General features: G+C 68.0%; 13 protein-coding genes and 1 pseudogene. 4 read left to right on the forward strand and 10 right to left on the reverse strand.

Annotated features, from left to right (window positions below):
• The first annotated feature begins 19 nt into the window (after positions 1-19).
• On the forward strand, positions 20-328 hold the full coding sequence (locus BM133_RS30690; RefSeq protein ID WP_093442637.1) for a formate dehydrogenase subunit delta: 309 nt from the start codon (positions 20-22) through the stop codon (positions 326-328).
• A 52-nt stretch (positions 329-380) separates the two neighbouring features.
• On the opposite strand, the gene BM133_RS30695 is transcribed toward BM133_RS30690, so the two are convergent.
• The 7 genes from BM133_RS30695 to BM133_RS30725 all read right to left on the reverse strand — a co-directional run bounded on the left by BM133_RS30695 (position 381) and on the right by BM133_RS30725 (position 9,816).
• Complete coding sequence (locus BM133_RS30695) at positions 381-683, reverse strand: hypothetical protein (RefSeq protein ID WP_093442640.1); 303 nt, start codon at positions 681-683, stop codon at positions 381-383.
• An 80-nt stretch (positions 684-763) separates the two neighbouring features.
• Positions 764-4,852 carry a translocation/assembly module TamB domain-containing protein gene (locus BM133_RS30700; RefSeq protein ID WP_093442642.1) on the reverse strand — a complete coding sequence of 1,363 codons (4,089 nt, stop codon included), beginning with the start codon at positions 4,850-4,852 and terminating at the stop codon, positions 764-766.
• Between the two features lie 14 nt (positions 4,853-4,866).
• A complete protein-coding gene (locus BM133_RS30705) occupies positions 4,867-6,807 on the reverse strand; it encodes an autotransporter assembly complex protein TamA (protein WP_093442645.1) in 1,941 nt (646 codons plus the stop codon).
• A gap of 84 nt (positions 6,808-6,891) precedes the next feature.
• Complete coding sequence (locus BM133_RS30710) at positions 6,892-8,079, reverse strand: vWA domain-containing protein (protein ID WP_093442648.1); 1,188 nt, start codon at positions 8,077-8,079, stop codon at positions 6,892-6,894.
• 17 nt (positions 8,080-8,096) lie between these two features.
• A complete protein-coding gene (locus BM133_RS30715; protein ID WP_093442651.1) occupies positions 8,097-8,684 on the reverse strand; it encodes a GNAT family N-acetyltransferase in 588 nt (195 codons plus the stop codon).
• Between the two features lie 29 nt (positions 8,685-8,713).
• Complete coding sequence (locus BM133_RS30720) at positions 8,714-8,965, reverse strand: hypothetical protein (protein ID WP_093442654.1); 252 nt, start codon at positions 8,963-8,965, stop codon at positions 8,714-8,716.
• Positions 8,962-9,816, reverse strand: coding sequence for an AAA family ATPase (locus tag BM133_RS30725; protein WP_093442657.1), 855 nt, complete (start codon positions 9,814-9,816; stop codon positions 8,962-8,964). Before BM133_RS30725 ends, BM133_RS30720 begins: the two co-directional genes overlap by 4 nt.
• A gap of 162 nt (positions 9,817-9,978) precedes the next feature.
• Here BM133_RS30725 and BM133_RS30730 point away from each other — a divergent pair, with 162 nt between their 5' ends.
• Positions 9,979-10,674: a c-type cytochrome gene (locus BM133_RS30730; protein WP_093442661.1), complete on the forward strand. Its 696-nt coding sequence runs from the start codon at positions 9,979-9,981 to the stop codon at positions 10,672-10,674.
• Positions 10,675-10,743: 69 nt separating this feature from the next.
• Here the strand turns inward: BM133_RS30730 and pcaG are convergent, their stop codons facing one another.
• Together pcaG and pcaH are read right to left on the reverse strand one after the other, a co-directional pair.
• Entirely contained in the window at positions 10,744-11,355 is a 612-nt protein-coding gene (gene pcaG, locus BM133_RS30735; protein ID WP_093442665.1) for a protocatechuate 3,4-dioxygenase subunit alpha, read from the reverse strand.
• 12 nt (positions 11,356-11,367) lie between these two features.
• Complete coding sequence (gene pcaH / locus BM133_RS30740; RefSeq protein ID WP_093442668.1) at positions 11,368-12,093, reverse strand: protocatechuate 3,4-dioxygenase subunit beta; 726 nt, start codon at positions 12,091-12,093, stop codon at positions 11,368-11,370.
• A gap of 104 nt (positions 12,094-12,197) precedes the next feature.
• Here pcaH and BM133_RS30745 point away from each other — a divergent pair, with 104 nt between their 5' ends.
• Positions 12,198-13,181 (forward strand): LysR substrate-binding domain-containing protein, encoded by a 984-nt coding sequence (locus BM133_RS30745; protein ID WP_093442671.1) that lies wholly within the window; start codon positions 12,198-12,200, stop codon positions 13,179-13,181.
• Here BM133_RS30745 and BM133_RS30750 read toward each other — a convergent pair whose 3' ends face one another.
• Complete coding sequence (locus BM133_RS30750; RefSeq protein ID WP_013543530.1) at positions 13,182-13,616, reverse strand: DUF1841 family protein; 435 nt, start codon at positions 13,614-13,616, stop codon at positions 13,182-13,184.
• A gap of 312 nt (positions 13,617-13,928) precedes the next feature.
• Between BM133_RS30750 and BM133_RS30755 the strand changes: the two are divergent.
• A pseudogene (locus tag BM133_RS30755) lies at positions 13,929-14,722 on the forward strand (hypothetical protein); the annotation flags it as partial.

Here is a 14,722-nt window from a genome sequence, read left to right on the forward strand (position 1 = left end):
ATCTTCTCAAAGGCAGTGCATGCACGACCACGATCCGACGGCGCAACTGGTCAAGATGGCCAACCAGATCGGCAGCTTCTTCCAGGCCCAGTCGCCCGACAACGCGACGATGGCGACGGACGCGATCGCGGCGCACCTGAAATCGTTCTGGGCGCCGAGCATGCGCCTGCAGCTGATCCGCGCGCTCGAGGCGGGCGGCGCGACGCACCTGATGCCGGTCGTGGCGTCGGCGGTGCGCAGCCACCGCGCGAACCTGCTGCCGGGCGGGGCCGTCGAGCCTGCCGACAAGAAGGAGCAGTTTCCGCAGGGCGGGGGCGACGCGGGCTAGCGTGCCGCCCGGCGAAACCGGGTTGCGTCGGATCGATTCGAGCTGAGTCGGATCAGGTCGGGCTCGTTCGCCGCGTCTGTTGCTGCTCGGTGTACGACTTCAGCAGCGCCTCGTAGCAAAGGCACAGCGGCATCGCGATGAACACCATGCCCGCGACGTAGATCACCAGGCTCAGCACGGGGAAGTTGTCGCCGCCCCAGTGCGGGATCGACGTGGCGATCGCCAGCAGCGCGACGGCCGCGATCACCACATGCAGCGCGCTGCGCACGAGCGCGATCCGCGAGGACGTCGGCGCGTCGTGCATCTGGCGGTCGTGCACCGGGCTGTGGCCGCCCTTGTCTCCATCGTTTTTCATCGTCGCTCCTCGGTGAAGGCGTCGATGAATTGTTAACTCCGGGTTCGGCCCGGTCAAGATCGAAGTCCCTAGGATTTCGATCAGTCGTACTTCACCGTGTAGATCAGGTCCAGGCCGCTCGTTTGGCCCGCCTGTCCGCGCAGCGTGAGGCGCTGCGTGAGGTCGTAGAAGATGAAGAGCGTGCCGAAGGTGCCGCCGATGCTGCGTTCGTAGGTGATGTAGAAATCCTTCGACAGCCGCTTGCCCAGCGTGACCGCCGACTCGCGCAGGTCGCCGCCGGTGCCCGGGCCCTTGAAGCCGAGTTCGTCCAGCCCGAAGCGGCTCGCGAGGCTGCCGCCGCTGCCGGCCTTGCCGATCTTGCCCAGCACCGCGAGCGCGGCCTGCTGCAGCAACGCCGACTCGCCGCCGCTGGTGGCCGAGGCGCGCCCGAGGATCACCCACGAGAGCGTTTCCGCATCGGACAGCGCGGGCTCCGAATAAAGCTTCACGCGCGGCGACTGCGCGCTGCCCGAGATCTGCACGCCCGCGCGCTGCGAGATGTTCGGGCGGATCGCGAGGATGTCCAGTTGCGGGTTGTCGAAGGGGCCGTTGAAGCGCGCCACGCCGGTTTCCACATCCAGCTGCTGGCCGTAGGCGCGGTACTGGCCCTTCACGGTCTTCACTTCGCCCGTGATGCGCGGCGGCGCATTGAGCTTGGTGCTGCGGATCTCCAGGTCGCCTTCGAGCCGCGTGGTGATGCCGCGGCCCTGCACCGCGAAGTCGTCGCCCAGGTCGAAGTTCACGACGATGTCGGGCGGCTTCGCGGTCTGCGGCTTGGCCGCTTGCGCATCGGCGCGGGCCGATTCGCGCTGCGCGGCTTCGGCCGCCTCGCGGTCCTTGGCGGCGGAGCGCACGACCACGTCGCTGCCCAGGCTGGGCGCGGTTTCGTCGGGCAGGATGATGACGGCGCGGTCGGTCTTGAGCTTGCCGCGCACGGTGAACTGGCCGTTGTCCAGGCGCGCCTGCAGGTCGCCCGAGAGCGTGACCTGCCGGTCGGTGCGCACCAGCACGCGCAGCGCGCGCAACTCGCCTTGCAGGGCCATGCGGATGCTGGGCGTGGAGGTGCCCGGTGCGCTCCCCCAGCTCATGTCGCCGCGCGCCGAGAGCGATCCGCCGTCGGTGCCCGCCTCGCTCGCCGCGGTGCTGCGGTTGCCGCTCTGGCCGCCGATGCGCGCCGAGCTGCCGGCGCCGCCCTTGAGCGTGAACTCCGTGATCTCGATGCGCTCGCCGGTCAAGCTGGCGCGCAGGCGCCCGTCGCGCAGGTCGAGGCCTTCGACCGGTGCGCGCAGCGCGAGCTTGTCGGCGCCGAGCGTGCCGTTCCAGCGCGGCGCCGCGCGGTTGCCCGAGAGCGCGGCGTTGGCGTCCAGCGTGCCGGCGATGCGCCAGCCCGGCGGCGCGAGCATCGACCACACGCCCAGGTTGGGCAGCGAGGCCTTGATGCTGCCGCCCAGCGGCGCATCGGGCGCCCACTGCCAGCCGCCCGCGCGCTGCGTGACGCGCGTGTTCATGTCGGCGTTGATCTTGCCGGCGCGTTCGCTGTCCCAGGCGAGGGTGGCGCGCACCGCGTCGCCTTCGGCATCGAGGCGCAGCTCGGCCTGGCGCAGGCCCGCCGGCGTGGCGGGGGCTTCGGTGTTCGCCACGGACGCGGAATTCATCGTGCGCTCGCTCGCGGTGCCGGTCCCGGTGCTCGTGATGCGTGTGACCAGCGCGGCCTCGCCGGCCAGCACGCGGATGTCGCCGCTCTGGCGCGCGATGCGGGCCTTGGCGCGCAGCGTGTCGCCGGCGTCGATGTCCCAGTCGCCATCGAACATCAGGTCGCCGCTGATGCCCAGGTCGCTCAGCGTCGAGCTCGCACCGAAGGCGCCGGCCCAGGCCATCGGCAGGCCCTGCATCTGGCCCTTGGACTGCACGCGGAACACCTTGTTCGGCGCCGCGCCGCTCTGGCTGAAGCGCAGCGGCTGCCAGTCGATGCGCACGGTGCCGGGCACGGGGCCGCGCAGCGTGGCGGAGGCGGCGGAGGCCTCGACGTCCAGGCGTGCCAGATTGCTACCGCTGGCGCCCGCGCGGATGGTGGCGGTGACTTCGCGGCTCAGTTCCACGACCCACGGGTTGCCGGGGCGGGCGCTGTCCTGTGCCTGCAGGCGCAGGCTGGCGAGGGCGGCGCGCCATTGGTTGGCGCCCGCGATGCCGCCGCTCGCGCGCGTGTCGAGCGTGATCTTCTGGGTGCCGGTGGTGGCTTCGCCCTTGAGCGTGAGCGCAGCTTGGGCGAGGCTGCCCGAGAGGTCGGCTTGCAGTTCGCGCAACTGCACCGCAGTGGCGGTGCTGCCGGCCTGCGCGGCCGGCAAGCTGAGGTCGAGGCGGGGCACGGTGAGCGCGGCCTTGAGGGTGGGCTCCGCGATGCCGCGCTGCGCGGGTGCGTTCGCGTTCTGGATCCGGCGCTGGATGGTCTGCCAGCCGCCTTGCCAGCTCGCGTCGAGCCGCGCCGAGCCCTTGGCCGTCGCGCCCGCGAACACGCCCGAGAGGCCGGGCAGGCCTTCGATCCAGCGCTGCACGGTGTCGGCATCGTCGATGCGCGCCTTGATGTCGCCTGCGCCCGCGCTCGGCGCGATGCGGCCTTCAAGTTGCGCGCCGCCACCGGGCAGCACGAGGTTCAGCTTGCCGCTCGCGGCCTGGTCGGCCACGCGCACCTGCAGCTTGCCGTCGATGCTCGCGCGCTGGGCCTCGATGCGCAGCGTGCGCAGGTCGAGCACCTGGTCTTTCCATTGGCCCTGGGCCAGTGCGCGGTCGAGCGCGAAGCCGGGCAGCGACTTGCTGCCCGCGCCGCCTTCGGCCTTGAGCGCCGCATCGAAGGTGATGGTGTCTTCGCGCTGCTGCGCGGTGACCTGGCCGCTGACGGGCGCGCCCGCGAGTTCGCTGTGCAATGCACCGGGCCGCACGCTGCGCACCGTGGCGCGGATCTGCCAGGGCGCGGGCGCGGGGCTCCAGCGGCCTTCGGCGTCGATGCGGCCGCCGCCGGCGCGCACGGTGGCTTCGGGGATCGTCCAGTTGGTGCCGTCGAAGCCGACGCGGCCTTGCACCTGTTCGACCGGCAGCTTCGATTGGTCCCACGGGCCGGGCAGGGCGTTGCGGATGTCGGCCGAGGCCTTCCATGCGGACGGGCCCGCGTCCGCATCGGGTTCGACGGAAACGGTGCCGGTCAGCTGCGTCTCCGGCGCGCCGGGCCAGAGGCTCGACGCATCGACGTTGCTGAGATCGGCCTTGGCATCGATCACCGGTTGCTGCAGCCACGGCGCGATCTGCGCCTGCAGCTTCGCTTCCATCGGTGCATCGGCGTTTTCTTCAGCGGGCTTGAGTTCGGCGGCGACCTGCAGGCGCGCCGCGGTGCCGGCGAGCGTGCCCTTCACGGTGGCCTGCGCGATCACATCGATGTCGTGGTCTTCGGCCAGCGGTGCCTTCACGCGGCCATCGAGCGCCGCGTCGATCGCCATCGGCGCGGGGCCCTGCAGCTTGACGCGCGCGCTGTAGTGGCCGTCGGCGATGTCCACGCCCTTCACTTCGAGCGCGTGCTCCGCGTTCTTGTAGATGTAGCTGCCCGTGAGGTTCGTCGCCTGCGGCACCGGCGGGCCGGCCCAGCGCACCTCGTCGATGCGGAAGGGCACGTCCACGTCGACCGGCAGCACGAGCTGCTCCAGCGGCTTGGCGGGCTCTTCGCTCGGCGGGCCGCGCTTTTCGATCAGCACCTGTTTCGCGTGCACTTCGCCCAGTTGCACCTTGCGCTGGAAGAGGGGCGCGAACTGCCAGCCGATGGTCGCGTCGTTCACCTCGACGGCGATGCTCTCGCTCTGGTACTTGAGCCAGCCGATGTGCCCGCCGGTGCGCAGCGACCCGGTTACGTCGCGGCTCTCGAGCGTCTGGCCCGCGGGCAGGCGCTGCGCGGCCTGCGCCAGCGCGAAGGCGAGCGAGGTGTTCGAGCCCAGCCACCACCACGCGCCCGCGACGAGCAGCAGCACGGCGAGGACGAGGCCCGCGAAGGTCCATGCCAGCGCGCGCATCACGCGGCGCGCGCGCGAGCGCTTGGCCGCGGGCGGCACGGGGGGCACGGGGGTGGGGACGGCTTCTTCGTTCGGCATCGAAAGCTGCGGGGTCAGAAGGTGAAGCCGAGGCGAAAGTGCAGGCGGAATTTCTTCGTGTCCACGCCGTAGGCGAGGTCGGCCTGCACCGGCCCGACCGGGCTGCGCCAGCGCGCGCCGACGCCTGCGCCCACCTTGGGCTTGAGCTCGCCGGGCTTGTCGGCCACTGCGCCGGCATCGACGAACACCACGCTCTCCCATTCGGTGAGCTTGTTGTTGTAGACGAAGGGCCGCTGCCACTCGACGCTCGCCACGCCCAGGTAGCGGCCCGAGACGATCTGGCCGTCGGCGCGCACGGTGCCGATCTGCTTGTAGCTGTAGCCGCGCACGGTGGTGTCGCCGCCAGTCAGGAACATCAGCGTGGACGGGATCTGTGCGCTGTCCTTGGCCGACACCGCGCCGGCCTCGACGCGCAGCTGCAGGCGGCTGCGGCGGGCGCGCGATTCGGTGTCCTCGGCCGAGCCGATCGGCAGGATGCCCAGCCCGCGCACATAGGTGCGGGTGAAGGGCGTCTGCTCCCCCGTGAGCGTGTAGCCGGCCGCCAGTTCGAGCGCGAGCGCGTAGCCGCGCGTGGGCGCCGAGTTGTTGTCGAAGTAGCGCCCGGTCCAGCCCCAGTTGGCGGTGACCGCCGAGGCCGAGGGCGGCGCGTTGATGCCGCGGTTCTGCGCGTAGTCGTACTGCAGGAAGTAGCTGCGGTCGATGTGGTCGCTGGACTTGTTGCGGCCGCCCCGCAGCCGGCCGCTGTCCACGATGTAGCTGCCCGATTCCTCGCGCTTGAGCTCGGCGCCGGAGAACCAGCGCCAGCCCTTGTCGTCGGGGATCGCGTTCCACTCGGTGCCCAGCGACTTGATGTCGTTGTCCACCGAGAGCCGCGAGACCGCGCGCCAGCCGAGCAGCGGAATCTGGTTGTGGATGTGGTCGATCGACAGGCGCGGGCCGTTGTCGGTGGTGAAGCCGGCGCCCAGCACCACCTTCTGCAGCGGCGCCTCGCGCAGCTGCGCGACGACGGGCGCGGCCAGTGGGTTGCCGCTCTCGGTGTCCAGCGTGAGGAACACCGAGTCGTAATAGCCGCTGCTGGCCAGGCGCTGCTGCGCGTCGAGCAGCTTCTGCTGGTCGTAGTCGGTGCCGGTGGGCAGGCGGGCGATGCGGCGCGCACCGTCGGGGTCGTAGCGCGAAAGGCCCCGCAGCATGAGCGGGCCGAACTTGTACGCGGGGCCCGACTGGTAGGTGACGCTCAGGCGCGCCTCGCTGCGGTCGGCATCGACCTCGGCGCGGCTCACCTCGATGTTGCCGGTCGGGAAGCGCTTGGCCGTGAGGCTGCGCAGCGCGGTGGTCTTGGCGTCGTCCCAGGCCTGCTGGGTGAAGGGCAGGCCCGCGCGCAGGGCCCAGCCGGTGCGGATCGAGTCGCGCTGCGCCTCGGCGGCGGTGTCGTCGGCCGCATCCTTGGCAATCTCGCCGGCATAGCTGATCTGCACGTTGCTCACCTTGGTGGGCTCGCCGGGCGCGACGGTGATGACGATCTCGCGCGGGGCCTTGGCGCTCTCGGGCGTCTCGTTGAGTTCGAGCGTCAGCGTGGGGGTGAAGTAGCCGAGGGTGCCGAGGAGTTCGCGGGCATTGGCTTCGGCGGCGACCATGAGGCGGGAGATTTCCGTCGCACCGAGGTCGTCGAGTTCGCGGTAGCGCTGGATTTCCAGGTGCAGCGCAAGGTAGTCGCGCACCGCTTCAGGCCCGCGCACGTCGACGGTGAAGGCGTCGCGCTTGTCGGCTTTTTTCTCGTCCTTGCCGTCCTTGGCAGGCGTGCTGTCGGCGTCGCCGCTGCGCACCAGGCCCGCCACGGGCTTGCCTTCGGTGCTTTCTTTTTTCGGCAGCAAGCTGCAGCCTTGCAAAAGAAGGACGCCACAAAAAAGCAAAGCCGGCCACCACGCCGGCGAAGAAACGGAAACCACCCTGACCATGGGCGGATTCTGACAGCAAGATTTGCCGGTTCCTGAAGCTTCCGGATACAGACGGTGCCGTCCTGCTGGTGTCCTACCGGCGCATCACTTGGACAGCATGCGCATCGCGTCTTCCAGCCCGCGCAGCGTGAGCGGGTACATGCGGTTGGACATGAGCTGTTGCATCACCGCGATGCTCTGCCGGTATTGCCACACGCCCTGGGGCTCCGGGTTGATCCACGCGAACTTGGGGAAGGTGTGCGTCAGGCGCTGGATCCACTCGGCGCCGGCTTCCTCGTTGTTGTATTCGACGCTGCCGCCGGGCTGCAGGATCTCGTAGGGGCTCATGGTCGCGTCGCCCACGAAGATGAGCTTGTAGTCCTTGTTGTACTTGCGCAGGATGTCCCAGGTCGCGAACTTCTCGGAGAAGCGGCGCTTGTTGTTCTTCCACATGAAGTCGTAGACGCAGTTGTGGAAGTAATAGAACTCCAGGTGCTTGAACTCGGTCTTCACGGCCGAGAACAGCTCTTCGACGCGCTGGATGTGCTCGTCCATCGTGCCGCCCACGTCCATGAGCAGCAGCACCTTGACGTTGTTGTGGCGCTCGGGCCGCATCTTGATGTCCAGGTAGCCGGCATTGGCGGCCGTCGAGTGGATGGTGTTGTCCAGGTCCAGCTCTTCCTCGTGGCCTTCCCGCGCGAACTTGCGCAGGCGCCGCAGCGCCACCTTGATGTTGCGCGTGCCCAGCTCCTGGCTGTCGTCGTAGTCCTTGTAGGCGCGCTGGTCCCACACCTTCACTGCGCTCTTGTTCTTGCCCGCGCCGCCGATGCGGATGCCCTGCGGGTTGTAGCCGCCATTGCCGAAGGGCGAGGTGCCGCCGGTACCGATCCACTTGCTGCCGCCCTCGTGGCGCTCCTTCTGCTCCTCGAAGCGCTTCTTGAGCGTGTCCATGAGCTCGTCCCAGCCCATTTTTTCGATCTTGGCTTTTTCTTCGGCGGTGAATTCGCGCTCCAGCGTCTTCTTGAGCCAGTCGAGCGGCACTTCCTTGGTGAAGTCGGTGAGCATCTCCACGCCCTTGAAGTAGGCGGCGAAGGCGCGGTCGAACTTGTCGTAGTGCTTCTCGTCCTTCACGAGCGAGGTGCGCGAGAGGTAGTAGAAGTCGTCCAGGCCGAAGGCGCCGTCGGAGTTGGGGCCCACCACGTCGGCCTGCAGCGCCTCCAGCAGCGTGAGGTATTCCTTGACGGACACCGGCAGCTTGGCCGAACGCAGGGTGTAGAAGAAATCGATGAGCATGGGGCGCTCCTTTGTGTTCAGTCGCGCGGCTTGTCGAGCAGGTACAGCAGTTGCGCCTTCACCTCGGGCCACTCGCCCGAGCGCAGGCTGTACATGACGGTGTCGCGGATGGTGCCGTCGCGGCGCATCGCGTTGCCGCGGACCACGCCGTCCTTCTTCGCGCCCAGGCGCTCGATGGCGCGCTGCGAGGCGAAATTGAAGTTGTCGGTGCGCCAGCCCACCACGTTGCAGCCGAGCGTGTCGAACGCGTGCGTGAGCATCAGCAGCTTGCAAGTGGTGTTGACGTGGGTGCGCTGGCAGCGTTCGGCGTACCAGGTGTAGCCAATTTCGACGCGCTTCACGCCGGGCAGGATGTCGTGGAAGCTGGTGCTCCCGAGCACCGTGCCGGTGGCGGCCTCGGTCACGGCGAAGGCGAAGCGGTCGGGCGTTTTCAGCGCGGTCTCGATGTAGGCGCGGGTGTTCTCCGGCTCGGGCACGGAGGTGACGCGCAGCTTCCAGAGGTCGCCGTCGGCCGCCGCGGCGCGCAGGCCCTCTTCATGGGCGAGCGCGAGCGGCACCAGCGCGATGTCGCGGGCCTTCAGCGTGACAGGTTCGACAAACGCCATCTTTCAAACACCCCCGGGGTTCAGTTGCTTCAGCTTCTCGGATTGCCGTACTTGCGCACGTACCAGGCGCGTGCGATCTGCACCCCGCCACCGCCGCCCAGGCCGATGAGCAGGATGCCGAAGATCTCCTTGTTGCCGTAGCCGCCGGCACCGAAGGCATCCAGGCCCAGCAGCAGCCCGACCCAACGGCCGAGCAGCGCACCCGCGACGAACAGCACCGCCTGGGCCACGCCCAGCTTGAGCAGCTGGCCCGTGGGATGCGGCCGGGGCGATTCGCTCATCGGTTGTTGCGCTGCATGAAGACGAGCTTCTCGAAGAGCGTCACGTCCTGCTCGTTCTTGAGCAGCGCGCCCACCAGCGGCGGCACGGCGACCTTGTCGTCCTTGCTCTGCAGGGCTTCGAGGGGAATGTCCTCGGCCACCAGCAGCTTGAGCCAGTCGAGCAGCTCCGAGGTCGATGGCTTCTTCTTCAGGCCGGGCAGGTTGCGCACGTCGTAGAAGGTCTTCATCGCGGCCGTGAGCAGCTCTTGCTTCAGGCCGGGGAAGTGCACGGCGACGATGTGCTTCATCGTCTCGGCATCGGGGAACTTGATGTAGTGGAAGAAGCAGCGGCGAAGGAATGCGTCGGGCAGTTCCTTCTCGTTGTTGGAGGTGATGAACACCACCGGCCGGTGCTTGGCGCGGATGAGTTCGCGCGTCTCGTAGCAGTAGAACTCCATGCGGTCGATTTCACGCAGCAGGTCGTTCGGGAATTCGATGTCGGCCTTGTCGATCTCGTCGATGAGAAGGGCCACCGGCTGGTCGGACGTGAAGGCCTGCCAGAGCACGCCCTTGACGATGTAGTTGTTGATGTCCTTCACGCGCTCGCCGCCCTCGACGCCCGAGAGCTGCGAGTCGCGCAGGCGGCTCACCGCGTCGTATTCATACAGGCCCTGCTGCGCCTTTGTGGTCGACTTGATGTGCCATTGCAGGAGCGGCAGTTGCAGCGCCTCGGCCACTTCCTCGGCCAGCATGGTCTTGCCGGTGCCGGGTTCGCCCTTGACCAGCAGCGGGCGCTTGAGCGTGATGGCGGCATTGACTGCCAGCATCAGGTCCTGAGTGGCGACGTAGTTGTCTGAGCCCTTGAATTTCATGAGTGAACGCGAAGCGAAGTGGAAAGGCGGGGTGGAGAAAAGAACACACTCGACTCGCATCGCACAGCCTCTTGGCGGCCTCTGCGGGGATCCCGTGGGACCCTTGCATATAATCGAATGTTGATTCGAAAAACTGTATCTCCACGAGATTGTGCGCGCAAAATGAACAAGCTGTTGACCACGATGTTTGCCCTTGCTGTCGCTTGCGTGACGCTCACGGCACAAGCCCAACAAGTCACGGGCAACGCCCAGAACGGGTCCAAGAAGGTTCAGATGTGCGTGGGCTGCCACGGCATCATCGGCTACCAGGCCAGCTTCCCCGAGATCCACAAGGTGCCGATGATCGCGGGCCAGAGCGCCACCTACATCGTCTCCGCGCTCACCCAGTACAAGGGCGGCGACCGCAAGCACCCCACCATGCGCGCCATTGCCGATTCGCTCTCCGAGCAGGACATCGCCGACGTGGCCGCCTACTACAGCCAGCTGGGCGTGAAGGAAGGCGATGCGCCCCCGGCCGCGCTCGCCAAGGCCATGCCTGACAACATCACCGCGCTGGTCGGCCGCAACGGCCCCGACAACAGCTGCACCAAGTGCCACGGCGCCAACTTCAACACCCCGAACGACGGCACCGTGCCCAAGCTGGCCGGCCAGCATGCCGACTACCTCTTCGTGGCGCTCAAGTCGTACCGCGTGAAGAACAACGCTCACCTGGGCCGCTCGAACGCGGTGATGGCCGGCCAGGTCGAACCCAAGAAGTTCACCAATGCCGAACTCAAGACGCTGGCCAGCTACATCAGCTCGGTGCCCGGCGAACTGAAGACGGTGCCCGAGTCGCGCGTCCACCACGCAGCGCAGTAAGCACTTCGCTCCCCAACAAAAAAAGCCCGCGCGATGCGGGCTTTTTTCATGTCCGGGATTTCCCTGAGATCAGACGTCGAAGAAGGCCGTCTCGTCGGCGCCCTGCATGCGGATGTCGATGCGGTAGCTCACCGCGCCGCCTTGCTCCACGCGCTCGGCGACCAGCGTATGGCGGCGCTCGGCCGGTACGCCCTGCAGCACCGCGTCCTTCGCGTTGGCCTGGGCCTCGTCGCTGAAATACACGCGCGTGAACGCATGCAGCAGCATGCCGCGCATCAGCACGATCACGTTGATGTGCGGCGCTTCGCCGGGCGCTTGTGCACCGGGCTTGATGGTGTGGAACACGAAGCGGCTCTGTGCGTCGGTGCCGGTGCCCACGCGGCCGAAGGCGCGAAAGCCCAGCGCGCGCGCTTCTTCGGGCGTCTGCGGGTAGCGGCCTTCGCCATCGGGCTGGCTGATCTCGACCAGCGCATCGCCGATCGCGTTGCCGTCGCCGTCGATCACCCGGCCTTCCAGGCGGATGCGCTGGCCGGCGGCGCCGTCGAGGGCCAGCACGGCGTCGAAGGGCTGGTCGAAGTCGTAGCCGTACTGCGTGGCGGTGAGGCCGTAGGCGAAGTAGGGGCCTACGGTCTGGGAGGGGGTCTGGCCGAAGTCGGCTTCCTGTGCGGTCATCAATGACATGGGGAATTCCTTTCAGCGGTTTTCGAACGGCGTCTCGTCGGCGCCGCGCAGCACGATGTCGAACTGGTAGCCCAGCGCGTAGCCCTCTTCGGTGATGTCCAGGCTGAAGTCGGCGATCAGGCGGTTGCGGTAGCGCTCGGGCGTGCCGGTGATCATCGGGTCGTACTGCATCAGCGGGTCGCCGGGGAAGTACATCTGCGTGACCAGGCGGCTCGCAAAGCTCTGGCCGAACAGCGACAGGTGGATGTGCTGCGGGCGCCAGGCGTTCGGATGGTTGCCCCACGGGTAGGCGCCGGGCTTGATGGTGAGGAAGCGGTAGCGGCCTTCGCTGTCGGTGAGGCACCGGCCCGCGCCCAGGAAGTTGGGGTCCAGCGGCGCGTCGTGCTGGTCGACCTTGTGCACGTAGCGTCCGGACGCGTTGGCCTGCCAGAGCTCCACCAGCGTGTTGGCGACCGGGCGGCGGCGCTCGTCGAGCACCTGGCCGGTGAGGATCATGCGTTCGCCCAGCGGCTCGCCATTGCGGCGCGCGTTGCGCGTCAAGTCATGGTCGAACTCGCCGATGCTGTCGTGGCCGTACACGGGCTGCTGCAGTTCGCCGAGCGAGGCCTTCAGCGGAATCAGCGGCTTCTGCGGGCCGCGCTTCACCGTGGACTTGTAGCCGGGGTAGACGTAGGCGGGATGGGATTCCCAATCGCGCGGGGTGAGCGTGGGAAGGTTGCCCTTGGTGGGGGTCGTCATGTGCGTTGTCTCCTGTCGTGGGACGAATTCTCGAATCGCCACTTTAGAAGCGCCATCCGATGATGTAAATTGAAGATTTCTCCATTTTCCATAACCATTAGGCATTGAAAAAACCCGCCGACCTTCGCCAGGATTTCGTCCGCAACGTGCAGTTGCGGCACCTGCGCGCCTTCGTCGCCGTGGCGCAGGAGCGCCACCTGGCGCGCGCGGCGTCGCGGCTCTCGCTGAGCCAGCCCGCGGTGTCCAAGACGCTGTCGGAACTCGAAGCCATCGTGGGCACGCGCCTGGTCGATCGCAGCCAGGCCGGCCGCCGCGGCGTGCAGGGGCTCACGCCGGCCGGCGAGCAACTGCTGGCGCATGCGCTGCGCGTGCTCGAAGCGCTGGAGGCCAGCGCCGAGGCGGTGGCGCCCACGGCTGGCGGCCGCATCGAGCGCCTGCGCATCGGCGCGTTGCCGAGCGTGGCGCCCGCGCTGCTGCCGCCGGCGCTCGCGCGGCTGCGGGCGCATTGGCCCGCCGCGCAGATCGCCGTGAAGAGCGCCGCCAACGCGGTGCTGCTCGACGAGTTGCGCGCCGGCGAGCTCGACCTGGTGGTTGGCCGCATGAGCGATCCGCGCCTGATGGGGGGGCTCAGCTTCGAGCTGCTCTACACCGAGCCGCTGGTGTTCGCCGTGCGCACGGGCCATCCGCTCGCGCTCAAGCCGGCGCCCGTGCAGGCGGTGCTCGACTACCCGCTGGTGGTGTACGGCGAGGGCACGATCCCGCGCCACAACACCGAGAGCTTCCTGTCGGCGCGCGGCCTGGTGCTGCCGACCCATGCGCTGCAGACGCTCGACGTGGCGGTGGCGCGCGCGCTGGTGGCGGTGTCGGATGCGGTCTGGATCACGCCGCTCGGCGCCGCGCGCGATGAGCTGGCGCAAGGCCGGCTCGTGCGCCTGCGCATCGACACCGCTGGCACGCAAGAGCCGGTCGGCCTGCTGCTGCGCAGCGATGCCGAGGCCTCCTCGCTGCGCGTTGCGATGGCCGCGTTGCTGCGCGAGGGCGCGAAGCAGCAGGGCGCGTTGCCATCGCGAGGTAGGCAGAAACCCTGATCAGTCTTTCGTTGCGCGGCGCTGCACGCAGGCCACGTAGCCGTCGCCGTCGGGCGGGCGCCCCGCGCGCTGGCTCTCCCACATCATCTGCCCGAGGCAATCCATCGCCTCGTGATGCGCATGCAGCAGCGAGCCGCGGCGCGCGGCCAGCAGCTCGACGGCCTGGCGAATGCCGCGCGGCTGGTCGATGGAGCACTGCTCGCTGATCGACAGATGCATCGACAGGTGAAGGAACGGGTTCTCGCGCCCGTTCGATCCGTCGTACACGCGCGCCACCGCGGCATCGGCATCGGCCAGGTCCTCGTGGTACTCGGGGTGCTCGTCGATCCAGCCGGCGGCGATGGTCTCGAGCGCTTCCATCGGAAGGCCCTGCCGGTGCTTGGCGTACACGTCGCAGAAGAAGCGGCGCACGTCTTCCTGGGAGGGGTTGAACATATATAGATAGGGAGAAGAAAAGCGAAGAGAAAAAAGACAGGAGAAGACGCAGTGCAAGGCCATCGCGATCGACCTCTTTGGCGACCCGGAACATGCGCGGCGTTCCGGGTACGAGGCGTTACATCGTTACGTAACGAATCGCGAAATGACCTCCTTACGCGATGTTTCGATGTGCCGTCGCGGCGGCGGTTTTCAGAAATTTTTTCATACAAATCAACGACTTGAATCGATGGCGGCGCCGTGTTGGCAAGGCTTGCAAAAAGCGGCACGCAAGTTGCCCCTGTACATGCATCTTTTGTCACAGAGGCTGCCATGAACGCTCCACAAGCATCGACCGATTCGACCGAAGGACTTGCCGCATCCAGCGCAGCTCCTGTGCTTCTCGCCCAAGCCACCGTCACTCCGCTAGGCAGTCCTGCCATCGCGAGTTCGGCGGGCTCCATTGCCCCGTCCGGGCCTGCCAGCATCGGCACATTGTCCAATGCTACGCCCGGCACTGCCGTGATGCGCGACGGTGTCCGCATCCCGGTGGATGGCAACCAGACCCTGATCGCGGGTGACCGCGTGATCGTTCCCCAGGACGGACATGCCAACGTCCTGTTCCCCGGCTCGGCTTCCAACAAGGCGCCGCTGGCCGGCGTCTTCACCGGCGGCACCGATGCGACCATCGGCTCGACCAAGCTGCCCGGCGGCCTCGAACAAGTGAATGTGGATGTGGCCTCGGGTGACCTGCAGGTCACCCCGCCCGACAGCGATGCAGATGCGGCCGCCCTGGCCGTGACCAAGAAGCTCGCGGCCGGCAGCGGCATCGGCCTGGGTGAATTCGCGCTGGGTGCCCTGGGTGCCGCGGCACTGGGCGCCGCGCTGAGCGGCGGTGGCGGCGGCGACAGCAGCGGCGTGCCGTTCCTGGTTCCTGGCCTCGGCGATGGCGGCGATGCAGATGCCGACGCGGATGCGGACGCCGATGCGGATGCAGACGGTGATGCCGATGCAGACGCCGATGCCGATGCCGACGCCGATGCCGACGCCGATGCAGACGCTGATGCCGATGCCGATGCCGATGCCGATGCCGATGCCGATGCAGACGCTGATGCCGATGCCGATGC

Source organism: Variovorax sp. 770b2 (genome assembly GCF_900115685.1).
Taxonomy (GTDB): Bacteria; Pseudomonadota; Gammaproteobacteria; order Burkholderiales; family Burkholderiaceae_C; genus Variovorax.